This is a genomic window from Coprococcus sp. AF21-14LB (assembly GCF_003458885.1).
Lineage (GTDB): Bacteria > Bacillota > Clostridia > Lachnospirales > Lachnospiraceae > UBA9414.
This window is the reverse complement of the sequence record NZ_QRVX01000010.1, coordinates 1-24937: the sequence shown is the minus strand read 5'-3', so window position 1 is coordinate 24937 and position 24937 is coordinate 1. Positions and strand designations below refer to the sequence as shown.

Here is a 24937-nt window from a genome sequence, read left to right as displayed (position 1 = left end):
TAGTGTTAAGATATCCGGGCAATAAAATGTAACAAATTTGTAATAAATGTAATAAAATTAAAATAAGTGTGTATAATCTTATTAACAATTCGAAATTTGTTTCAAAACATATTGGAGGATATCAAAATGAAATTTGAAAAAGTAAAAATAATTTCCTGTGGAGCAGCGGTGGCATTTAGTCTTGTTCTGGCAGGATTCTCCGGAGCAGCAGCGGAAACTCAGGAGAAAAGAGTATTGCAGCAGGAGAGTCCGTTGGAAGCGCTTTCATTTGAGGTATGGGCGACGGAAACGAGCGAACATTTGCAGGAAGAAAAGCGGGCAGAGGAAGCGCGCCTGGAGGCAGAGAGAGCGGCAAAAGAAAAGGCGAGGCTTGAGGCAGAAAAAGCTGCGGCAGAAAAGGCGCGTCTGGAAGCAGAGGAAGCAGCTAGAAAAGCGGCAGAAGAGGCAGCGGCTGCAAAGGCGGCAGCAGTGGCAGAAAGTGAGAAAGAACTTCTGGCAGCACTGATCTATTGTGAGGCAGGCGGAGAACCGTATGAAGGGCAGATTGCTGTAGGTGCAGTCGTTTTAAACCGGGTAGCCAGCGGAACATTTCCAAACTCTATTACAGATGTTATTTATGACAGCGGACAGTTTGGACCGGCGATTACCGGGAAACTTGATCGGGTACTGGCAAGCGGAAAGACAACAGAGAGCTGCCGACAGGCGGCGGCAGATGCGCTTGCGGGGGTAAACCCGGTTGGCGATGCATTGTATTTTGGATACGGTAACTACGGAATACAGATCGGGGGACACTGGTTCCATTAAACTTAAGAAAAAAATAATTTGTCAAAACGATACTCCTACTTTATAATTAGGGTTAATTTCCGGAGAAATGGGGAGACTATCTTCGGGAAATGAAATGTCTGCCGGAGAGCAGAGCTGATAAACAGAAAGGGAGTATCTGATTTGGATTTTATCACAGCAGGAGATTATAAAAATTATCTGGCGCGGATGTTTCAATTTGACTGGACGAAAGTATGTCTGATCATGATTGCATCCGCGATTTTCTTTTTATTGATATATACAATTACGCAATGGAAGTATTTGAGTTTTCAGGGAATCTGTGTCTGTATGCTTCTTGGTGTTTATATGGGATGTGTAGCAGGAGTAACGCTCTATAATCGGACACCAACCGGAGTGCATCGGGCGAATCTGGATCTTTTCTGGTCTTACCGTGCATATTTTGAGACTGGAAGTAAGATTAGGATTGTAGAGGATGTATGTAATATTGTGATGCTTGTTCCGTTTGGCATATTAGTTCCAATCTTGTTTAGGTGGGCAAGGAATTTCGCAGTGTTTTTTCTCTGCGATCTTGCATTTACAGTGTTTATTGAGGGGATGCAGTATTATACGACAAGAGGCTTATTTGAGCTTGATGACATTTTTAATAATGCGCTTGGCGGTATTGCAGGTTTTCTGATATTCTCGATGATATATATGGTTATTCGGGATTGCCGAAGACTTTTCTGTCGAAGACATATGTGCAGAGAATATTAAAAATTATTATAAAAAAGAAATGATTTTACAGAATTCTTAAATTTTTAAACACTGTTGTAAGTTTATTGAGAATATAGTAAGATGAAGAAAAGATTCAAGGGAGAGGAGGATGCATATGAATCCGATGATTTGGCTGGCGCTTATTATTGTATTGTTAATAATTGAGATTGTGACTCTCGGACTTACAACGATCTGGTTTGCCGGCGGAGCTCTTGTGGCGTGTCTTGCATCATTTTTTGGAGTGGGACTGGTCGGTCAGGTAATCCTCTTTTTTGCAGTATCGATCATACTTCTTGTACTGACGAGACCGATCGCGTTGAAGCACTTTAACGGCGATAGGACAAAGACGAATGTGGATAGCGTTGTTGGTCAGGAAGGGATAGTGACAGAAGCCATTAATTCACTCTATGCAAAGGGAAGAGTAGAATTGAACGGAATGGAATGGTCTGCAAAAACAGAGACAGATGATAAGATCATTTCAGAGGGAGCTGCTGTAGAAGTTCTAAGAGTAGAGGGTGTAAAATTGGTTGTCAAAGAGAAAGTGAGGTAGTATATGGGTATCTTTATGAAAATAATTGGAATTATGTTTTTAGTGTTAATTGTGCTGCTGCTTGTTTCCTGTGTGAAGATCGTTCAGCAGGCGCAGGCTCTGGTTATAGAGAGACTGGGTGCTTATCAGGCGACATGGAATGTGGGAGTTCATTTTAAAATCCCGATTCTGGAACGAGTGGCACGAAAAGTAGACCTGAAGGAACAGGTCGTTGATTTTCCACCGCAGCCGGTTATTACGAAAGATAATGTTACAATGCAGATCGATACGGTTGTATTTTATCAGATTACGGATCCGAAGCTGTTCTGCTATGGAGTTGCGAATCCGATCATGGCGATTGAGAATCTGACGGCAACGACACTTCGTAATATTATCGGTGATCTGGAACTGGATCAGACACTGACTTCGAGAGAGACGATCAACACGAAGATGCGGGCATCACTGGATGTTGCAACAGATCCGTGGGGCATTAAGGTAAACCGTGTTGAGCTGAAGAATATTATTCCGCCGTCTGCAATCCGTGACGCGATGGAGAAACAGATGAAAGCAGAACGTGAACGAAGAGAAGCGATTCTCCGTGCGGAAGGTGAGAAGAAGTCTACCATCTTGTGGCAGAGGGACATAAGGATCTGCGATTCTGGACGCTGAGGCTGAGAAACAGGCTGCTATTTTAAGAGCTGAAGCTGAGAAAGAGAAGATGATTAAGGAAGCAGAAGGTGAGGCGGAAGCAATCTTGAAAGTGCAGCAGGCGAATGCAGACGGTATCCGTTTCCTGAAAGAAGCAGGAGCAGATGAAGCTGTATTGACGATGAAGAGCCTGGAGGCATTTGCAAAGGCGGCAGACGGAAAGGCAACGAAGATTATCATTCCGTCCGAGATCCAAGGCATTGCAGGACTTGTACAGTCCATCGCAGAGATTGCAAGAGAAGAAGACTAATTAGGAAGATGAGAGGGAAGAACATGCCGAAGGTGTGCTCTTCCTTCTGTAATTATATCGAAGCAGTTCGAGGAGGAGATTATATATGAAACCAGTGATTGATCTTACGAAAGAATATGGGCTTGTATTTGATGGCGGCGGTGCAAGAGGAGCGTATCAGATTGGTGCATGGAAAGCGCTGCGGGAAGCGGGAGTAAAGATTTGTGCTGTCGCAGGAACATCGGTAGGAGCGCTGAATGGAGCTATGGTCTGTATGGGAGACCTTGAACTGGCAGAAAATATCTGGAAGGAAATCCGTTTTTCTCAGGTAATGGATGTGGATGACGAATGGATGCAGAGATTGTTTGACGGAGAGATCAATTTTGCGGAATTTATTTCGGAAATGAAAAAGACACTGAAAGAAGGCGGAGTAGATATTACTCCGCTGAAGCATCTGATTCATGATATTGTCGATGAAAAGAAAATTAGAGAATCCGGGATGGAATTTTGTCTGCTGACATTTTCACTGACAGATATGAAAGAGCTGGATCTGAGTATTCGCGATATTCCGGAGGGCCAGCTGGAAGATTTTCTTCTGGCAAGCGCGTATCTTCTTGGGTTTAAGAATGAAAAGCTTCACGGCAAGAAATACATTGACGGAGGGGTAATTAATAATGTGCCTCTTGGCTCACTGATCGATAGAGGATACCATAATATTATTGAAGTGCGTATTTACGGGCCGGGAAGGGAACCGAAGATAAAACTTCCGGAGGACGCTCTTGTACATGAAGTCGCACCGAGAGTACGTCTTGGAAGCATCATTGAATTTGAGAAGCAAAGAAGCCGTCAGAATCTGAAAATCGGTTATTACGACACACTGAGGATGCTGTATGGACTTCAGGGAAAGATTTACTATATTGAACAATCAGAAAATGAATGTTATTATAAGGAAAAACTCCATCATATGACGGAAGCTAAGAAGCGAGAGATTGCTTTTATCTTAAAACTGCCGTTCGGATGGGGGGATCAGGAATTGTATATGGGAATGCTGGAAGCAAGTGCAAAGCTTCTGCGGATTCCGAAGTATGCAGTGTATACAGTAGAGGAGTTGTTAGAGTTGGTAAAAAAAGCATATATGCAGGAGAGAGAGAAGCAAGAGTTTCCGGAATTTGTAGAGCAGGTTGCAGGCAGACAGAATGATATCTGTCTGAAAGGAAGAAATTTCCTGACACTAAAAGATTTTACAAAAGAAGAGATTATTTATTTGCTGGATCTGGCAGCAGATTTGAAAGAGAAGAAACATAATGGTATTCCGGTAGATTATTTCCGGGGAAAGAATGTTGCATTAATCTTTGAAAAAACAAGTACAAGAACAAGATGTTCTTTTGAGATTGCTGCCAGTGACTTAGGCATGGGAAGTACTTATCTGGATCCAACAGTTTCTCAGATTGGCAAGAAAGAGAGCATTAAAGATACAGCCCGCGTTCTTGGAAGGATGTATGACGGAATTGAATATCGGGGATATGGACAGGAGATTGTGGAAGAGCTTGCAAAATATGCAGGAATCCCGGTGTGGAATGGCCTGACAAATGAATATCATCCGACACAGATGCTGGCAGATCTTCTGACAATCCGGGAACATTTTGGAACATTAGAAGGAATTAAGTTCGCATATCTTGGAGACGCCCGCTATAATATGGGGAATTCGCTTATGATTGCATGCAGTAAAATGGGAATGCATTTTGTAGCATGTGCGCCGAAGAAATATTTTCCAAATGAAGAGCTTGTAAAAGAATGTGAAGCGTACGCAGCTGAAAGCGGTGGAAGTATTACGTTGACAGACGATGTGTGGGAAGGCACAAAAGGCGCGAATGTCATTGCCACGGATGTATGGGTATCTATGGGAGAACCGGATCGCGTATGGAAAGAGCGAATCAATGATCTGACACCGTATAAAGTGACGGCAGATATTATGAAAAATGCGGGAGAGGGAGCTGTTTTCTTGCATTGCCTTCCGGCATTCCACGATCTGGACACACAAATCGGACGTGAAATCGGGGCAAAGTTTGGCCTGACAGAGATGGAAGTGACAGATGAAGTGTTTGAAGCGGATTATTCACTTGTATTTGATGAGGCAGAGAACCGTATGCATACGATTAAAGCTGTTATGGCGGCAACATTGTAGAAAATAAAAATCTGTTGAAGATAAATTAAAAAAGCGGAAAGGGAATATGATCCATGTATGATGAGAAAGTGGTGCTTTGCGGAGCGAATGCTTATGAGCAGAAATATTATCTGAACCCGGATTTTGACAGACTTCCGGAGCAGATACAGAATGAATTGAAAATTATGTGTGTGCTTTACACAGAAGATGTGGGAGGAATTCTGACACTTGTATTTGAAGAGGATGGAGAACTGTGCTTTGAGGTGACAAGCGAAGAATTTGATCCAATGTTTGATGAGATCGGAAGTCGGTTGAAGATTAAAGAATTGCAGCGGACAAAACGCGAACTCCTGGAAGGACTGCAGATGTATTATCGGATTTTCTTTTTGGGAGAGGACATTCCGGAGTTGGATGAATAGAATGTAAAGGAATAGGAATTTGATGAGACAACTAACAATAGGAAATGTAACACTGGAAAATTCATATATACTGGCGCCAATGGCAGGAGTAACAGACCTGCCATTCCGCTTGCTCTGTAAAGAACAGGGAGCAGGACTGCTCTGTATGGAAATGGTCAGCGCCAAAGCGGTACAGTATGAGAACCGCAATACATATGCACTTTTGAAAATCCATCCGGATGAGATGCCGGTATCACTGCAGTTATTTGGTTCAGAGCCGGATACGATCAGTGAAGTGGCAAAACGTTTGGAGGAACTTCCATTTTCCATATTGGATATTAATATGGGATGTCCGGTGCCGAAGATTGTTAAGAATGGAGAAGGCTCTGCGCTTATGCTTCAGCCAAAGTTAGTGGAAGAAATTGTAACAAAGACAGTAAAAGCAATCCGGAAACCGGTTACGGTTAAGATTCGGAAGGGATTTGATGACGAGCATATTAATGCGGTAGAAATTGCTAAGATTGTCGAGGCATCCGGAGGAGCGGCTGTGGCAGTTCACGGAAGAACAAGAGAGCAGTATTATTCCGGTCAGGCTGATTGGGATATTATCCGCAAAGTAAAAGAAGCAGTGAGTATTCCGGTGATTGGGAACGGAGATGTTACATCGCCTCAGAAAGCAGAAGAAATGCGGCGTCAGACGGGGTGTGACGGCATCATGGTTGGCCGTGGAGTGCAGGGGAATCCGTGGATTTTCCGTGAATTTGTGCAGTATGAAGAAACGGGAGTGATTCCTAAACGCCCGACTGCAGGAGAAATACGGAATATGATGCTTCGGCATGCGCGTATGCAGATGGAAGAGAAGGGAGATCATCTCGGAATTCTGGAGATGAGAAAACATGTTGCGTGGTATACGACAGGTCTTCCAAATGCAGCGAAACTCCGAAATGAGATCAATCAGACAGAAAGCTATGAAGAATTAGAAAGACTGCTGACAGAGAGGATTCCTGACAGATATCCGGAGAGAAATCAGGAAAGTGGTGCGTAAAAAAATATATTTTGAACAGCCGCCGGAAAAGACTGTTTGAATCGCTTGACAACAGTAATGTGATGCGGTATAATACCAAGACTGCGGGAGTCCAACTTTTTTTATAAAATGTACTCCGGTATAAAAATGATCATAAACATGCTTATTTATAGAAGCAATCAAAGATAGACAGGTAGCATGGTAGGAGGAAGAATCAATTATGGAAGAAAAGAAAACACTGCTTACTTACACAGGATTAAAGAAATTGGAAGATGAACTGGAGAACTTAAAAGTTGTCAAGAGAAAAGAAGTAGCAGGAAAGATTAAAGAAGCAAGAGAGCAGGGAGATTTATCTGAGAATGCAGAGTACGATGCTGCGAAAGATGAACAGAGAGATATCGAAGCCCGTATCGAAGAACTTGAAAAAATCTTAAAGAACGCAGAAGTTGTTGTAGAAGATGAAGTTGATCTTGAAAAGATTAACATCGGCTGCACAGTTCATGTATACGATTGTGAATTTGAAGAAGAATTGGAATTTAAAATTGTTGGATCTACAGAGGCGAACAGCTTCAGGGAAAGATTTCCAATGAATCACCGGTAGGAAAAGCGCTTCTTGGCCATGTTGTCGGAGATACTGTAACAGTAGAGACACAGGCAGGCGTAATGGAATACAAAGTGTTAAGAATTGAAAGAACAGCGTAAAGCAAGCGAAGGAGTGAAAAACGTGGGAGAACAGAAGAACGTACAGGAAACTGATTTAAACCAGTTAAGAAAGGTGCGCCGTGAGAAACTTACAGAATTGCAGAACAACGGCAAAGATCCATTTGTAATTACAAAATACGATGTGACAAACCACAGTACAGAGATCAAAGATCATTTTGATGAGATGGAAGGTAAGGTTGTATCTATTGCAGGACGTATGATGTCTAAACGTGTTATGGGAAAAGCTTCTTTCTGTAATGTACAGGACTTACAGGGTAATATTCAGTCTTATGTTGCAAGAGATAACGTGGGAGAAGAGGTTTATAAAGACTTTAAGAAGATGGATATCGGAGATATTATCGGTATCAAAGGCGAAGTGTTCCGCACAAAGATGGGAGAGATTTCCATTCATGCTACAGAGGTGACTTTATTATCTAAGAGTCTTCAGATTCTTCCTGAGAAATTCCACGGGCTGACTAATACAGATATTCGCTATCGTCAGAGATATGTGGATTTGATTATGAATCCGGATGTAAAAGAGACATTTATCAAACGTTCTAAGATTTTAAGCGCAATCAGAAAATATCTGGACGGACAGGGATTCATGGAAGTTGAGACACCGATGCTTGTAGCAAACGCAGGCGGCGCTGCGGCAAGACCGTTTGAGACACATTTCAATGCATTGAATGAAGATCTGAGCTTCGCATTTCTCTTGAGCTTTATTTAAAGAGACTGATCGTTGGTGGAATGGAACGAGTTTACGAGATTGGACGTGTATTCCGTAATGAAGGTCTTGATACAAGACATAATCCGGAATTTACATTGATGGAATTATACCAGGCATATACAGATTATAACGGTATGATGGATCTGACAGAAAATCTGTACCGCTATGTAGCACAGGAAGTTCTTGGTACAACAAAGATCACATATAATGGTATTGAGATGGATCTTGGCAAACCATTTGAGAGAATCACAATGGTAGATGCGGTTAAGAAATATGCAGGTGTTGACTGGAATGAAGTCCACACATTGAAAGAGGCAAGAGCACTTGCAAAAGAACATCATGTTGAATATGAAGAGCGTCACAAAAAAGGTGATATTCTTGCTCTGTTCTTTGAAGAATTTGCAGAAGAACATCTGATTCAGCCGACATTTGTAACAGATCATCCGATTGAGATTTCTCCGCTTACAAAGAAAAAACCGGAGAATCCGGAATATACAGAGCGTTTCGAATTCTTTATGAATGGTTGGGAAATGGCAAATGCTTATTCAGAGTTAAATGACCCGATTGATCAGAGAGCACGTTTCAAAGCACAGGAAGAATTACTGGCTCAGGGAGACGATGAAGCAAATACAACGGACGAAGATTTCATGAACGCACTTGAAATCGGTATGCCGCCAACAGGAGGTATCGGATTCGGTATTGATAGAATGTGTATGCTTCTGACAGACAGCGCAGCAATCAGAGATGTATTACTCTTCCCGACAATGAAGTCACAGGGCGCTGCAAAGAACGAAGCAAACAACGCTGCACAGAAGGCTTCAGCAGAGACAGCTGTAAAGGCAGAAGAAACAAAAGCAGCAGCTGCAGAAGAGGCAGCTCCGGCAAACGTAGAGATTGATTTCTCTAATGTAGAAGTAGAACCATTATTTGAAGATATGGTTGATTTCGATACATTCAGCAAATCAGATTTCCGCGCTGTAAAAGTAAAAGAATGTGAAGCAGTTCCGAAGAGTAAGAAACTTCTGAAGTTCCTTCTCGACGATGGTTCAGGCACAGACCGTGTGATTTTAAGCGGTATTCACGATTACTACGAGCCGGAAGAATTAGTTGGAAAGACATTACTTGCAATCACAAACCTTCCACCGCGTAAGATGATGGGAATTGATTCCTGCGGTATGATCATCTCCGCTACACACCTTGTAGAAGGAAGAGAAGGACTGAATGTTCTGATCCTGGATGACAAGATTCCGGCAGGAGCAAAACTGTATTAAGAAAGTAAAACTACTCCAACAATATGGATTGTTGAGGGCACTTACTCATGGAAGCTATGAATAAGATTAAAGAAGAACTTGTAGTTAGTTGATTTTTTATTACAAATTACTAGCTTAATGACAATATGAAAAAAAGCACTGATTCACTTAGAAGTGAGATTACAGTGCTTTTTTCATATAATAATAAGCAATAATAGGATAAAAGGTCAAACCTTCGTGCTTAGATTTCTATTTTCCAATATGGAGATCAAAGTTCTTCCCCATTGCTGGCAATGACTTTTTTATACCAATAAAATGATTTTTTTCGTTTCCTTTCTAAAGTTCCATTTCCTTGATTATCTCGATCAACGTAAATCATACCATATCTTTTTTCCATCTCACCAGTTGTAAAAGAAACACAATCAATACATCCCCACGGTGTATAACCCATGAGATCAACGCCATCTAAAACAACTGCTTTTTTCATTTCTTCGATATGGGCTTTTAGATAGGCAATTCTATAGTCATCGTTGATATTTCCATCAGAATCTATATGATCAATAGCTCCGAAACCGTTTTCTACGATAAAAAGAGGTTTTTGATATCTTTCATAGAGAAGATTCAGTGCATATCTCAGACCAATTGGATCAATCTGCCATCCCCAGTCGCTTTTCTGCACATAAGGGTTGCTAACGCTGCCCGGGAATCCGTCTAATCCGTTTCCTTCTACGACATTGTTGGCTTTTACTGCATTCGTCATATAATAGCTTAATCCAACAAAATCGACTTTTCCCTGACGTAATATTTCTGCGTCATCTTTTTCCTGTTTAATGGAAAAGCCTTTGCGTTCCCACTCTTTCAAAATATAAGATGGATATTCGCCTCTTACATGTACATCACCAAACAGATAACGATCATGCATAGCTAATGCAGAATACATCATATCTTCGGGATGACAGGAATAAGGATAGAGAGGTACACAAGCAATCATACAGCCAATCTGGAAATCTGGATTTATTTTATGACCTTCTTTTACGATTATTGCACTGGCAATCAGCTCATGATGAACAACCTGATACATACATTCCTCTGGATTTTCATCTTCTGTAAAAATTACGCCGGAACAAGTATAACCAAATAAAGGATATTTATAATTTTTCTGGTTATTGATTTCATTAAATGTCATCCAGTATTTGACTTTATGTTTGTAACGATCCATGACTGTGAGTGCATATTTTACAAAAAAATCAATGAGTTTTCGATTTTTCCAGCCGCCGTACTTTTTGACAAGATAATAAGGCATTTCAAAATGAGATAGTGTAACAACAGGTTGGATTCCATATTTTAATAACTCGTCAAATAAGTCATCGTAAAATTGAAGTCCTTCTTCATTCGGAGTCTCCTCATCTCCTTTTGGAAAGATCCGTGTCCAGGCAATGGAGGTACGAAAACATTTAAAGCCCATCTCTGCAAATAATTTGATGTCTTCTTTATATGTATGATAGAAATCAACAGCATCATGATTTGGATAATAGTATCCATCCTGAATTCCGTCTGTAATAATGCGGTCTACACCATGAGAACCTGCAGTCAATACATCTACGATACTGATTCCTTTTCCGCCTTCATTCCATCCGCCTTCTACTTGATGAGCTGCTACAGCTCCACCCCAAAGAAATGTATCTGGTAATTGATAATCCATAATTATTCCTCCTGACTGTTTTTAACAACCATAACCTGTTCCATCGCATTTTTCTCACAATGAGATTCAATATTCAAGTGAGCTTGTTCATCCATTTCTGTAACAATACAGATGACAGTTGGATCATAGCCTTTTTCTTCAAGTAATTTCTGATCGAAGGAAACAAGTAAATCTCCTTTTTTTACACAATCGTCTTGATTTACCATGAGATGGAAACCTTCTCCATTTAGCTTGACTGTATCAATTCCGATATGAATTAGCAGAGAGACACCGTTTGAGGAAAGTCCTATGGCATGACCAGTAGGAAATACAGCTTCAATAGTTCCGTCAAATGGGGCATAAATATTTCCATCCTGAGGGATGATTCCGATTCCATCACCCATTCCCTGGGATGCGAAAGCTTCATCCTTTACTTCTGTTACAGGAATAATAGTTCCTTTTACTGGACATGCAATTTCGAGATTAAGATCAGGTGTACATGCTTCTGTTACTTTAGGGTTTTCAGTTGATTCATTTTTTACTTCTTTTGTATCCGCATTTTCAAATTTAGTCAAACATGTAAGAAGAATACCAAGTACAAAAGAAACAGCAATTGAAATAAGAAAACCAATAACTGTGACATATGTCCTGTTTTAAAGTAAGCTGGTATTGTTGCGATTCCGGGCATATTATATCCCCAGGATACTGCATGGAAAGCACCGCCAACAGCACCACCGATAGCACCTGCAATACAACCGCAAATCATTGGTTTCTTTAAACGAAGGTTGACACCGTAAATGGCCGGTTCCGTGATGCCGAATAATCCGGTAATGGCAGCAGAAAGGGAAACACCTTTCATATCTTTGTCTTTTGTTTTTAAGAATACACCGAGAGCTGCACCAGCCTGTGAAAAGACAGCGGATGCCTGAAGCCCGGTAAAAGTATCATATCCGAGAGAAGCGTAATTTCCTACTGTTACCGGAGTGATTCCCCAATGAACACCGAAGATCACAAGTACTTCCCAAAGTCCTCCAACAATCAGACCAGCGATAATAGGGCTCAGATTATATAAATAATTGTATATGTCACCAATTGCACCGCCAATGGTATTTCCGACAGGACCAAATGCAAGAAGTGTCAGAGGCACCATGATTGTGATTGTGAGCATAGGAGAGAACAGATTTCTCACTACGATTGGAAGATATTTATCAAAAAATTTCTGTACGTATGAAGCAATCCAAATTGCGAGAATAATTGGAATTACAGAAGAGGTATAACTTAATAATTGGATTCGCATTCCTAAAAAATAAACAGGCTCTCCGGCAGATACCATATTCATGTAATCGGGACACACTAAGGCACATGCGATTACTACGGCAACAAATGTATTTACATTAAATTTTTTTGATGCCGTAATGGAAATCAGTACCGGTAAAAAGGTAAAGGCAGTCCATGAAATAAAGTTTAAAACCTGATAAGTACCACCAGTAGTATCGATCATATTAAGTGCCACAAAAATACCAAGAATACCCTGCAAAATACCACATGCAGCAAGAGTATATAAAAATGGTGCAAAAATGCTGGAAATAATATCAATGATGCGATTAAATAGCCCTGTTTTTGGCTGTGGAGTATCATCTTTTGTTTCATCTACAGTAATCAGTTCCATAACAAAATTGAAGGCATCTTTCACATGATTTCCGATGACAACCTGATATTGTCCACCGGCCTGCACAGTAGTAATCACCCCCGGAATTTTAGTCACTTTGGAAGAGTCTACTATTGATTCATCTTTTAAAATAAAACGTAGTCTTGTTGCACAATGAGTAACTTTAGTAATGTTTGCGTCGCCGCCTAATTCTTTTACAAGTTCTTTTGCGGTAATTCGATAATCTATCGCCATAATAATTGCTCCTTTCGCTTTTTAGCACCGGTTGCTATCTGATTCTGATTATATCGTATATCTAAAAAAAAGCCATAGATTTGGAGCTTTCTGGAATATGTACATACGATAGAAATTTGTTCCATGAGAGAAACAGGGTGTATCTTAGTAGATTCGTCTTCCAAGCGTTTCCAATAAATATATTACAGGTACCTGGGTCGTGATATTATATTCATTTTGTACAAGCCGTCTGCTGATATAGTATGTTAAATGAAAATCGGACATTTTAGCTAATGTACAAGATTCTTTATTCGTAATGCTCAGTAGTTTGCAATTATGATGACGAAATCGCTCTGCTTGCTTAATAATCTGTTCAGTTTCACCGGATTCTGACAGAGCAATTACAAGTGCGGACTCCATGTCATGTCCAATCGGATAATAAGGGTCTTCGATATATTGACTGAATTTTCCGAGATTAGAAAAATAGCGGGCACCATATTTGCCTAATATTCCGGAAGTACCGATTCCAATGAATATTAACTGCTTTGCGTTGGCAATTGCTTCAGCGGTTTTTTGAATGAGCTGTTCATACTCGGTGGAAGTCACCATATGGAAAAAACGCATGATTTCATCAATGCCATCATCGTTAAGTTTTACATTACTATGAACCTTTTCTTCTTTTAGAAAAATTTTAAGCTGTGCCTTAAATTCTGAATATCCATCACAGCCATTTTTTTTGCAAAAGCGAACAATGGTTGAAGTAGATACATGCACAGCATCCGCTAATTCGCGAATTGTCATGTATTTGACTTCATTTTTATGGCTTAATATGTATTTATAAACGATTAATTCTAAATCATTGAATGATTGAACTGTTTCATAATTAAACATTGTCAGAGTCCTCCTCTCTTGTTGTAAGTGTAAATATTTTCCCAGAAGCCATATTTTCAGTCATATTACCTATGACTTCAACAGGAATATTCATACCGTTTTTATACCAATGAATTAATATTTGTGATAATGCACCTGCCATATAGCATACAGAGTAGTCAGGATATGCTTCAGTGTCATTGATTTTTTTAAATAATTCGATTTTGGGTAAATAGTGTTCAAATTCCTGTTCTAATAAATAAGCCATATTGTTATCTATCAGAATCGAAATAAAATTTTCATGTTCTTGAAAAAATTCAAAAAAGGAGCAACATAATTTCGAGAGAGTCATATCGAGAAAATAATTACATTGTTCCTCAAATTCTGAAAATAAATCGCTAAACAGATATTTTATTACTTCATCTTTCGACTCGAAAATCTGATAAAAAGTTTGCCTCGACAAATCTGCTTCCCGGCAGATATTTTTTATTGTTATATCTGTATATTTTTCCTTTTTGAGGAGTGTGAGCAACGCTTCTGTGATACAAGCCCTAGATCTCAGTGCAGATGGGTTCGTTCCGTGATACATATAATAAGTCTCCATAAAAGACTGACAGAAATGGATATCTGTATGTCTTATTGAAATAGTATTGACGAGTAGTCTGTTTTTCTTTACTATACCTATAATACTGACACGTGTCAAGGAGGCGCTTATCATGGAACTATTTTTAACGTTATTGTCTGGCATAGGATGGATTATTGTATATGAAGAGTGTATTCGTCTGGGACTTAAAGAGAAAACTTATGCTATGCCATTTTGGGCTTTAGCATTGAACATAACCTGGGAAATAACTTATACTTATTCGGATATTTTTCTTGGTGCACACGGAGAAATGGGAGGAATGCTATTAGCACAGACGATTGTCAATATTTTTTGGGTTATTTTTGATTGTGTAATACTTTACACATATTTTAAATACGGTAGAAAAGAATGGGCAAAACAGGTTAATAGTTGCTTTTTTGTTCCGTATAGTTTACTTGTCCTTGTATGTAGCATGGCATTGCAGTTCGTGTTTATTCAGGAATTTGGTTTTGTAATGGCAGCCCAATATTCTGCGTTTCTACAAAATCTTTTAATGTCTGTTTTGTTTATCGGTTTGTTTTTGAAGCGAAACAGTATGGAAGGAACATCATTGATCTTGGCATTTGCTAAGTGGATTGGGACACTTGCACCGACTATTTTGATGGGAATTATTACTTTTAATCCAGTTGTGCTTATTTGTGGATTATTTTGCTGTGTGTTTGATTTGATTTATATTACTTTGCTGATACATTACAGAAAAGAGAAAAAAGAGAATTAAAAGCAATTTCGGATGAAGAGTTAATTATTGGTTTTTGAATGTTTGAATAAAAAAAGTGGACATTGGGGATACAAAAGTGGATATTGAGAATGGAAAAGTGGACATTCAAGATAAAAAAGTGGATATTGAAAGTGTACTTTCCGAAAAGGGCAGCGATTTCTCTGTAAAAACGACAGCTCATATTCATAGACTTTTAGAGAAGTTTGGTTTTGATGAAGTATTTGGAAGAAGTGCAGTTATGGAACTTCTTGCGTTGAAAGGTTCAGGTGCTTCCAAACTTCTTTCTAATCTGGCGCAGGCAGATATTATTGAACCAGTATCCGGTCACGGAAAAGGAAAATATAAATTTAAGAAGTGCTGACTTTAAAACAGAGAAAACTACATGACAGTTGAATTTTTAAATATTTTGGTAGAAAGTAGTTTGGGCGAATACTGTTTGAATCTATAAAAAGTATAGTAAAACTTGAACCAGAGGGAGCAGATTATAGAGAATACGTGTATTAATGTAAAATGTTTTTATTACAATATGTGGGATTGGTAAGTGAGTGTTGTATTTACCAATCCCTTTGCCGTATAAGAAGAATACTATTTAGATATAAAAGTTAGTTTTTAACCCTATATTAAGGCTGTTCTGTGTAGTTGGAATCAAGCCCTACCATGACGCAGGAATGGAATTCTCTGTCATCATGATTGAATTCTACCCCGCCGTTATATTTATCGGAAATGTCCGCAATACTTTTTAATCCCATTCCGTTATGATTTTCTTTGGTTGAAAGGTATTCTCCGGTGGAAGTACATTTGATTTTTCCATCAAAGCTATTGTCCACAGTAATGGCTAACATTTTCCGATGCAGAATGATGTTTAGTTGAATGTTACGAGTCGTTGGCTCGGACTTGGAAGCGGCATCTACTGCATTTTCCAAAAGATTTCCCAAAAGGACAGTCAGATCCGAATTTGCGATTGGAAGTTCTTTAGGAAGCGTGATATGCACTTGAAAATCAATATCATGTTCTTTTGCAAGGGCATAATAATGGCTGACGATCATATTGATAAGCTGGTGATCACAAAACTTTAGGAGTTCAAATTCCTGGAGTGAGTGAAGATAATTCTCAATATAAACGGTTGCTTTTTCTGTTTCATTTTGACTCAAATATTCACGAATCGCAAGCATATGGTGTTTTAAATCATGCTTTAAGCGACGGCTATTTTCAATATTCTCCTGGAGTTGCGTATATTGCTTGTCAAGAAGCTGCATGCCGTATTCCATTTCTAAATATCGTTTTTCTGCAACATGTTTTTCCTGAAGAGAGGAAAACATTTTAAAATACAGAAGATAAATAACATAGGCAGAGGTAAGTAATGCAAAATATAGGAAAAATAGCATCGGCTCACGAAATAGACTGTCATAGTGAAAGAAGGAAAGCCAACTGGAAAGTACGGCAAACAACAGAAGGGATAATACAGCCAGATGACCGCTTTCTTTCTTCCCCAAGGCTTCTTCAAGCGGAACAAAATATTTCTTTAAAAGAAAGTTCCAGACAGGAAGAAAAAGTGCGGAAACGAAAAGCAGGATGATCGTTGTATATCCTTTGTAAGGAAGTCCGTCTGTTGGGGCATCGTAATAAATGCATGTGCTGATCATGTTTCCAATGGAAGTAATGATCAGGGCATAGGTGAGGGTGAAGGAAAAAATAAACAGTTTTTTCTGCCAGATGGTTTTAATCGCATAAATATACCAAAAAAGGCATGGCAGGAGGCAAAACATAAAAACTAGATTGACAGCCCGAAATAGGGAATGGTTTCCCGGCAGAATGGTGGCGAGAAACGTTCCGAATATAGAAAACACGAGAGAACATCCCAGAACGATACAGGAAGTCAAAACAATAGTTTTTCTTTTGGAAAAACGAAAATGATTCACAAACGGCAAAAAGCACAAAAGTGCAAATGGAACAGTTTGCAAAAGATAACCGAAACAAAGTCGTAAGAATATCAATGGGGTTTCCTCCTTGCCAGACGGAATAGAAATTGCTGATACTGTTTTTTCAATTCCGATCTTGTATTTCTTGAAAGCATAATCTCTTTGCCATTTGATAACACAATATGGTCAAAGTAGAACGATTCAATATCATTCATATTTACAATATAACTTCTCTGAGCCCGCATAAATGTGTGGCTGTCTAAAAGCTCAAACAGGGAATCCAAAGAAGAATAGGTGTGGAATGTATTTTTCTCTGTGTGTATCGAACAAAGTTTATTGAAGACTTCAATGTAGATGATTTGATGAACCGGAAGAGATATGAGCCCTTGGTTTGTCTTAATCTCCAGACACCGGAAATGCTGTACATCCTTTGTGGCAAGACAACGTTTCATCGCCTCGTCAATGGCTTCGTAAGTGATTGGTTTTAAGAGATAATGCGAAGCATTTAGGTTGAAAGCTTCAATGGCAAACTCCCGGCTTGTAGTCGTAAAAACTGTTTGCAGAGATTTGGAATTGCAGGAGGCAATTACGTCTGTTCCATTCATTCCCGTTAGATAAATATCCATAAATACAATGTCAAAAGGCTGTTGAGTGTGAGTCGATAAAAAGTCTTCGCCATTGGAAAAGTCTGTAAGCTGGAACAGAAGATCATGATGGAGAGCGTATGTCTGAAGAAAATCGTGCAGCTTTTGACAATCATCTCTATCATCATCGCAGATTGCAATGTTAAGTTTCATAATGAAAACTCCTTTGTAAAAATATGTATTATTATATCAGAAATGAGAGGAAAAGAGAATTTAATTCGTAAAGTGTATGTATTCGGGTGTGAAATGCAGGGGGGAGGGTAGAGGAAAATTTGCTATAATGAAATGTAATGAAAAATTCATTCCGTATATATAGGGAAGATAGCATATAGAGAAAAGGAGAAGAGGATATGAGACGTTTTTTTTGAGAAGGGGATGGCAGCACTACTTTCGGCTGTGATGGTTGTAACAGCGGTGCCGCAATTTGTCAAAGAAGTCCATGCGGCGGAATTACCGGACAGTACCAAGTTTGCGACTGTTGATGAACTAAAGACTTTTAACACAAATGACAATGATGGAGAAAAAAATCCTGCAAAGGTCTATTTCGGTAATAATGATCAGCAGTGGTGGATTGCTGGAAGTCAAGATGGAAATCTGGCTTTATTTGCGGCAAGTCCACTTGCGATAAATCAAATGTTTGAATCTACTTGGGAAAATGATAAAACAAATCAAGATTTGTGGAAGGATTGTACTTATTTAAATGAATCGCCAATAGAAGTTGGTCCAAACCACTATGGAGCAAGTCCATTAAGAAATACATTAAAAGATTTGGAGATTTCTTATTTTACAAGTGCAGAACAAAACTTGATGAATGAAACAACTATTTATACCGATGATTTAAAAAATAGTAGTGTATATTCTACAACCAATAAATTATATCTTGCCTATGGTTATGAGGATAAAAGCGTATGGGATGAGTATATTACGGTTGGGGAGAATAGTTCCAAAGATTTGAATAACGGTCTTCGGATTGATAATAATTATTGGGGAAAAGGTGATTTATGGCTCCGTGCACCGCACTTAAGTGATCCTCATAGATATGCGAGAATTGCACAGACAAAACCAACAATGTATAATAAAATAATTGTATACTATCAATTTGTTAACAGTCAAATCGCATTGGTACCTGCCTTTGAACTCAATCTGTCATCTGTCCTCTTTGCATCTGCTGCGTCAGCAGCATCCTCTGATGGAGCATTAACAACGAATGGCGCATTTACATTGAGATATAGTGGAAAAGATTTAGGCTCTGTATTAGTGTCTTATGATAAGAGAAAAGTTATATTAACAGGTGTTCCAAATGGTACATATTTAATAGTGCAAAATAGTGATGGAGCAAAGGCAAAACATATTACAAATGAAAAAGAAGTTTCTGCAAGTGATATGGGGCTAGATACTTTTGTTAATTGTAAAGTATGGTTGGAAACAACGAATACAACAAACAGAATGACATACGCAACATTGGCGACAGAAGAAAAAGAAACTATTGTAAATATTACTGCAGGTACAGGACTAAGTATCGCTTCAAATAATGCAAAGCAGGAAGTTGCTCCCAATACAGCAATTACAGATATTACCGTAGAAGTTGTTGACGGATATTATCTTCCAGAGGCTTATATCAGCAATCTTCAAAGTCGGTTGAACGGATTGAAAGTGAGTGAAACAGATGGTGGGTTTACTATCTCTGGTACACCAACAAGTAATGTGAATGTTACACTTCCGGCGGCAAGAAAAGAACATTTTGTTGTGGAAGGTGGGGTAAAAGGTACAGATTATACATATAGAAATGGTATTTTAACTTTCAATACAAATGGTAAATATGTTGTAAAACATCCGGAAGGAATAACTGAAACAAGTGACCGAATTGTAATACCGGAAAACTTTAAAGGGATGCTTACGTTAGATAATATAACTATTAATTTAAATGATGTTCCGTGTATTGACGTTGCGGGTAGCGCTGATTTGACGATTATGATAAGAGGTACAAATGTGTTGGGTGTACATTCGGGTGATGCAGCAGCTATTCAATTTATGAATGTGACAGATAGTGGATGTTTGGTGATTGATAGTGAGGAACCGGAAGGAGAATTGAAACTTCATGGTCGTAATGGTCCGGGAATTGGTTCACCGGGATATAACTCCGCATATACTAAAAATATTTATATTAACGGTGGAATTATTGACGTTTCCAGTGATAATGGTATTGGAATTGGCAGTTATTCTACGACACAGCCTAGTGAAATTACCATCAATGGAGGTACGATTACAGGAAGTAAAATTGGAAGCAATGTTTCAAATAGTAGTGTAATTATCAAAGGCGGAAATATCAGAAATGAACTTATTGGAGAAATTGTGATTGATGGTGGTTTTGTTCAAGGAAAAGTTAATGATACGGAAATTAAAAATTCTGCTGGCGATACAGTTTATAAAGCAAACATAACATTAGAAAATAGTAATGTGAAATCTCTAAAAGTAGATGGAAAAGATTACGCATTCCCTGCTCAACTGGGAACAGATAAGATTTGGGTGTATTTACCGGTGGGAGAACATAAACTGACACATGAAGATTTTGATGGTAAAACGTATGAATTTACTATTAGAATTGGAGAAGATGGAACTGCTAAACAAGTAAATAGTTGGACAGAAGAACTAACTATTCAAGGTTGGAAATATGGAGAAAATGCAAATCATCCAAGTGCAAAAGCGAAGTTTGGAACAGTTACATATACATACAGCAGTGAAGAAAATGGTGTTTATGCAAGTGGTGTACCTACAAATGTCGGAACACATTATGTAAAAGCAACAGTAGAAGAAACAAATGATTATACGGGATTGGAATCAAATCCTGTACCATTTGAAATCACAAAAGCTAATACAACACTTACATTTGAGAAAGACAACATTGATAAGACTTATGATAAGCATGCAATCTCTGAACCAAATGTAACAAAACAGGAAGTAGTAAAGATGTAGTATTTACATGGTATAGTTACGACGGAACGGATTGGAAACCACTTGATAGTGCACCGGTGAATGTAGGTACATATAAAGTCGTTGCCAGTGTGGAAGAAGATACGAACTACAATGAAGCAAGTATTGAAAAAGAATTTGTTATTACAAAAAGTGATTCAGACATCCAAGTGACATTAGATAAATCGGAATATATATATGGTGATACTTTGACATTCAAGATTGATGTGGATTTGAAATCTGAGTCCAATCTTAGTACAAAATTATTACAGCAAGATACAGTTGCCTTATACTTAGGTGAGCAGAAATTATCTAATGATGTAAAGCTCGAAGATAAGAAAGCAGTTATTACATTTGATACAACAAAGACAGATAAATTGGGTGAATTAGATAAGGCTTTCACATTCACAATTAAGTATGAAGGTAATCATAACTTAGATGTTTCAAGTAAAGATATTACAGTACCTATTTGTAAGAAAGCTACAGAAATTACGAATATCAATGATTTGTCCAAAACCTATGATGGTAAAGAGATTTCAGAATTGGCTTATGATATCAATCATAAGGAAAGTGAAGTTCAGGTTACCTATCAGCAACTTATTGGCGATAAATATGAAGATATTCAGACGCCGATTGTGAATGTAGGGGCTTATCAGGTGATTCTCACATCACCAGCAACGAATCATTATTCCGCAGGTGAAGAAACAAAAGAATTTAAAATTACTTCCTCAGATAGTGATATCACAATTACGTCTGATAAGACTACCTATGTGTATGAAGATCAAATCACATTGGATGTATCGGTAAATTTAGCAAAGAAACAGTTCTTCTTTGAACGGTTATTTGCGAAAGATAACACAGTAACTGCATATATCGGTGGTACGGCAATTTCATCTTCAGTAAAATTGGATAAAAACAACCAAGCGAAATTTACAATTGATACAAAAGATGAGAACGTAAGAAAGGTATTGAAACCTTCTGACCAGGCGCTGACAATCACAGTAAAATATAACGGCAGCGAAAACTTAAACAATACTGCAAAAGATATTTCAATCATGCTTCATAAGAAAGATACGACAGTATCCTTTAAAGATACAGCATTTAATCTGAGCAGAGTGTATAATGGAAAATCAGTAACAGTAGATGTGGAGAAAGATATCCATAAAACAGAAAATGCACCGGAAGTTACCTTGAACTGGAATTCAGAAGATGGAACAGTTCTTGATAAAGCGCCTTCAAAAGTTGGTAAGTATCAGTTGAACGTATCGATTCCAGAGGATGCATATTACAATGGTTCTTCTGTTAAGCATGACTTTGAAATCACAAAAGCAGAATTATCTGTAGAGGTTAAAGTAAAAGACAAACAGTATGATGGATTAAATACTGCTGAAATCGAGACTGTAACATTGGTAGGAGTTGCAGAAGGTGATCAGATTACTTTAATCAATGGAACCCCTACATTTGCCAGTGTAGATGCTGGAAAGAATATCGCAATCCATTTCACGGAATTTACGTTAGATGCGGAAGAAGATGTGCTGAATAACTATACACTCATTCAGCCAACAGGAGTGACTGCAAACATTACAAATGCATGGATTCCGACGAAAGATGTGGAATATACAACATCCCAGCCAAATGCCAATGGATGGGTGAAGGAAGACTTCAAGATACAGGCAAAAGAAGGATATCTTCTTGCTCTTGGTAATAAAGCGGACGGTTCAAGAAGTACAAACTGGAGTAAGGAATTGGCTGGCAGTGAAGAAGGTGCGAACAGCATTGAATTCTATGTGAAAAATGAGCAAACAGGGGCTATTTCCACCAGAATAACAGAGAACTATCAGTTAGATAAGACAAAACCGGAAGTACATGGTCTTGAGAAAGACAAAGTATATTGTATAGAAATTACATTTACAGTAGAAGAAACAAATCTAGATGTTGTGAAAGCAAATGAAAAGGAATTGACTCCAAATGAAAAAAATGTTTATACACTTACTGCCGGAAAACATCAGATTACAGTAGTGGATCAAGCGGGAAATGAGACGGTTCTTGCAGTTACAGTCAATGCGGAACACACACCGAATGCGGATGATAGTGATTGTACAACACCGGTTACCTGTACAGTATGTGGTGCAGTTGTAAAAGAAGCACAGGAGCATAGCTTTACAACCTATACGTCAGATTCCAATGCAGGATGTCTTACAGACGGTACAAAAACAGCAGAATGTGATCATGAGGGCTGTACACAAACGAAGACAGTAGCAGATGAAGGGTCTGCCCTTGGACATGATTGGGGAGAATGGGAGACGGTAACCTCGCCGGATTGTGAAAACAAGGGTTCTGAAAAAAGAACATGTAAAAGATGTTCCGTTACAGAAACAAAGGACTTAGATGCCAATGGTCATGATTGGGAGGAAGATTTTACAGTAGATCAAGAAGCAACTTGTACAGAAGAAGGAAGTAAGTCTATTCATTGTAAAAACTGTGATGCAGTCAAAGACAGTACAAACATCCCTGCAACAGGTCATGCATATGAAGAACCAAGGTGGAATTGGAGCGAAGACGGAAAGACTGCGACAGGAACGTTTATCTGTCAAAATGACAATAGTCACGTGGAGACAAAAACTGCAGATGTAACAAGTACAGTAAAAGAGCCTGCAACATGTATCCAAGAAGGTACAACTACCTATACGGCAAAACTTACCTTTGAAGGAAATGTATATACAGATACAAAAGATGTGACAGACATTGGAGCTCTTGGACATAATTGGGAAGAAGAGTACACGATAGACAAAGAGGCAACTTGTACAGAAGAAGGAAGCAAATCCATCCATTGTAAAAACTGTGATGCAATCAAAGACAGCATGGCAATCCCTGCAACAGGTCACAAATACGTTCATGGAGTATGTACAGTATGTGAATGGAAAGATCCAAACTATCAAGAACATGAAGTTGGAGGCGGAAGTGGTAGCAGTTGGAACAAGGGAGATGACAATGGACTTTCTGTCCAGACACCGGAAGAAATTGGTAAAGTTACGGATGTTACTCTGAATGGGAAACCTTTAGTAGAAGGAACAGACTATGTGGTGAATGATGGAACAGTGGTTCTGCAACCAAATGTTTTGGAAGAATTAAAAGAAGGAAACCATATGCTCACCATTTATGGAGAGAAAGGATATGTGGAGACACAGATAAAAATTGAAAAAAATATAACACCTGCACCACAAAAACCGGGAAATACGACTGAACCAGAAAAATCGGAGAGCAAAGAGCCGAATCAAGAAATCGGAAGCCCACAAACCGGAGATTCTGCAAATTTGGTATTGTGGTTTGGTTTATTATTTGTATCCATGGGAAGTGTTTCTACCACCTATTTTTACAGAAAAAAGAAATGTAATTAATTTTATTCAATAAAATACGAATCTCTCATAGAAATTAGTGTTTTTAATACCTAATATTCTGTGAGAGATTCGTATTTTTGTTTCTGTAAGGTAAATATAAAATAATACTTCTCTTTGAAAAACAGAGGGAGCAGATTATAGAGAATACGTGTATTAATGTAAAATGTTTTTATTACAATATGTGGGATTGGTAAGTGAGTGTTGTATTTACCGATCCTTTTGCTTCCTTTATAGGAAAGTTCCAAAAACCTCTGACAACCGCATAAATTCAATTTTGTCATTCTGATGGATAAGATTATACCACATAGAAATGGAGTTTTCTATCGTTGTTTGTGCCTTAATCGTAGCAGGCGGCTTTTTGGCGCAAAAAATTTTTTCAACTTTTTTGAAAATAGGGTGTCCACTTGCCCTTTCCCAGTTCAAACAAGTGAAGCCTTTATTTCTGATGATATAAAGTATATTTAAAGTGAAAATTTGCTCGTAAATTTAGATAGTTTCTGATAAAATAAATATATATAGTTATTGGAGGTGATATTCATTAACGAGCCAAAAATTAGTCAATTGTGTTACAATATGAACCTTGGTTCGACAGACCCCAAATTTGCAATTTTGGAAGACGGGACACAGGTTGTTGCAAAATTATATAATGGACCGGAAGGTAATCTAGTGCTCTTTAATGAGTATTTGTGTTATCGTTTAGCTATTCTACTGGATATTCCAATGCCAAGATCCGGTGTTTGTATTTTAGATAGTTCGTCAGAAATACAAGACAAAGAACTTGCAACATCACATAACTATGGAAAAGCTTTTTTTTCAGAATATATGCCAAAGGTTACAAAACTACTTCCTACTATTATTAATAAGATGAAAAACAAAGAGGATTTTGTAAAGATTCTTTTATTTGACCATGTTATATTTAATACAGATAGAAATCCTGGTAACTTA

At 38.4% G+C, this 24937-nt stretch carries 18 protein-coding genes and 4 pseudogenes; 15 read left to right on the top strand and 7 right to left on the bottom strand.

The window, feature by feature from the left end; all coding sequences use genetic code 11:
* Window positions 1-126: 126 nt before the first annotated feature.
* The 9 genes and pseudogenes from DWX73_RS04005 (at window position 127) to lysS (ending at window position 9288) form a co-directional block, all read left to right on the top strand.
* Entirely contained in the window at window positions 127-804 is a 678-nt protein-coding gene (locus DWX73_RS04005) for a cell wall hydrolase (protein ID WP_118347089.1), read from the top strand.
* Window positions 805-945: 141 nt separating this feature from the next.
* A complete protein-coding gene (locus DWX73_RS04000) occupies window positions 946-1536 on the top strand; it encodes a VanZ family protein (RefSeq protein ID WP_118347087.1) in 591 nt (196 codons plus the stop codon).
* Window positions 1537-1651: 115 nt separating this feature from the next.
* Window positions 1652-2086 (top strand): NfeD family protein, encoded by a 435-nt coding sequence (locus DWX73_RS03995; RefSeq protein WP_118347085.1) that lies wholly within the window; start codon window positions 1652-1654, stop codon window positions 2084-2086.
* Between the two features lie 15 nt (window positions 2087-2101).
* Window positions 2102-3023, top strand: a pseudogene (locus tag DWX73_RS03990) (SPFH domain-containing protein).
* 85 nt (window positions 3024-3108) lie between these two features.
* Complete coding sequence (argF, locus tag DWX73_RS15465) at window positions 3109-5187, top strand: ornithine carbamoyltransferase (protein WP_118347083.1); 2079 nt, start codon at window positions 3109-3111, stop codon at window positions 5185-5187.
* A 53-nt stretch (window positions 5188-5240) separates the two neighbouring features.
* On the top strand, window positions 5241-5585 hold the full coding sequence (locus DWX73_RS03980; RefSeq protein ID WP_118347081.1) for a DUF6145 family protein: 345 nt from the start codon (window positions 5241-5243) through the stop codon (window positions 5583-5585).
* Window positions 5586-5607: 22 nt separating this feature from the next.
* Entirely contained in the window at window positions 5608-6609 is a 1002-nt protein-coding gene (gene dusB / locus DWX73_RS03975; RefSeq protein ID WP_118347079.1) for a tRNA dihydrouridine synthase DusB, read from the top strand.
* 199 nt (window positions 6610-6808) lie between these two features.
* A pseudogene (gene greA, locus DWX73_RS03970) lies at window positions 6809-7290 on the top strand (transcription elongation factor GreA).
* Window positions 7291-7312: 22 nt separating this feature from the next.
* Window positions 7313-9288: pseudogene (lysS, locus tag DWX73_RS03965) on the top strand (lysine--tRNA ligase).
* Between the two features lie 247 nt (window positions 9289-9535).
* On the opposite strand, the gene DWX73_RS03960 reads toward lysS, so the two are convergent.
* From DWX73_RS03960 to DWX73_RS03945, 5 genes are all read right to left on the bottom strand, one after another.
* Window positions 9536-10969: a 6-phospho-beta-glucosidase gene (locus tag DWX73_RS03960; RefSeq protein ID WP_199413530.1), complete on the bottom strand. Its 1434-nt coding sequence runs from the start codon at window positions 10967-10969 to the stop codon at window positions 9536-9538.
* Window positions 10970-10971: 2 nt separating this feature from the next.
* Window positions 10972-11523: a PTS sugar transporter subunit IIA gene (locus DWX73_RS13870; RefSeq protein WP_242996604.1), complete on the bottom strand. Its 552-nt coding sequence runs from the start codon at window positions 11521-11523 to the stop codon at window positions 10972-10974.
* The gene (locus DWX73_RS03955) at window positions 11520-12851 is read right to left on the bottom strand and encodes a PTS transporter subunit EIIC (protein ID WP_242996602.1); all 1332 of its coding nucleotides are present in this window, start codon (window positions 12849-12851) and stop codon (window positions 11520-11522) included. Before DWX73_RS03955 ends, DWX73_RS13870 begins: the two co-directional genes overlap by 4 nt.
* Window positions 12852-12995: 144 nt before the next feature.
* On the bottom strand, window positions 12996-13721 hold the full coding sequence (locus DWX73_RS03950; protein ID WP_118347075.1) for a MurR/RpiR family transcriptional regulator: 726 nt from the start codon (window positions 13719-13721) through the stop codon (window positions 12996-12998).
* Window positions 13714-14289, bottom strand: a complete 576-nt coding sequence (locus tag DWX73_RS03945) for a TetR/AcrR family transcriptional regulator (protein ID WP_158556821.1) — start codon at window positions 14287-14289, stop codon at window positions 13714-13716. The genes DWX73_RS03950 and DWX73_RS03945 overlap by 8 nt, the downstream gene beginning before the upstream one ends.
* Window positions 14290-14416: 127 nt before the next feature.
* Here DWX73_RS03945 and DWX73_RS03940 point away from each other — a divergent pair, with 127 nt between their 5' ends.
* Complete coding sequence (locus DWX73_RS03940; protein WP_118347071.1) at window positions 14417-15061, top strand: transmembrane-type terpene cyclase; 645 nt, start codon at window positions 14417-14419, stop codon at window positions 15059-15061.
* Window positions 15062-15137: 76 nt separating this feature from the next.
* Window positions 15138-15422 (top strand): hypothetical protein, encoded by a 285-nt coding sequence (locus DWX73_RS03935; RefSeq protein ID WP_242996600.1) that lies wholly within the window; start codon window positions 15138-15140, stop codon window positions 15420-15422.
* Between the two features lie 259 nt (window positions 15423-15681).
* Here the strand turns inward: DWX73_RS03935 and DWX73_RS03930 are convergent, their stop codons facing one another.
* Window positions 15682-16704 (bottom strand): sensor histidine kinase, encoded by a 1023-nt coding sequence (locus DWX73_RS03930; RefSeq protein ID WP_158556820.1) that lies wholly within the window; start codon window positions 16702-16704, stop codon window positions 15682-15684.
* Between the two features lie 347 nt (window positions 16705-17051).
* A complete protein-coding gene (locus tag DWX73_RS03925) occupies window positions 17052-17777 on the bottom strand; it encodes a LytR/AlgR family response regulator transcription factor (protein WP_118347065.1) in 726 nt (241 codons plus the stop codon).
* A gap of 222 nt (window positions 17778-17999) precedes the next feature.
* On the opposite strand from DWX73_RS03925, the gene DWX73_RS03920 reads away from it, so the two are divergent.
* The 4 genes and pseudogenes from DWX73_RS03920 to DWX73_RS03910 all read left to right on the top strand — a co-directional run.
* Complete coding sequence (locus DWX73_RS03920; RefSeq protein WP_118347063.1) at window positions 18000-20597, top strand: hypothetical protein; 2598 nt, start codon at window positions 18000-18002, stop codon at window positions 20595-20597.
* Between the two features lie 29 nt (window positions 20598-20626).
* Window positions 20627-20737: pseudogene (locus tag DWX73_RS14270) on the top strand (hypothetical protein); the annotation flags it as partial.
* Between the two features lie 912 nt (window positions 20738-21649).
* On the top strand, window positions 21650-23992 hold the full coding sequence (locus tag DWX73_RS03915) for a YDG domain-containing protein (protein ID WP_278321069.1): 2343 nt from the start codon (window positions 21650-21652) through the stop codon (window positions 23990-23992).
* 528 nt (window positions 23993-24520) lie between these two features.
* Window positions 24521-24937: HipA family kinase (locus DWX73_RS03910; RefSeq protein ID WP_330413452.1), on the top strand; the 417-nt coding region annotated here is incomplete at its 3' end.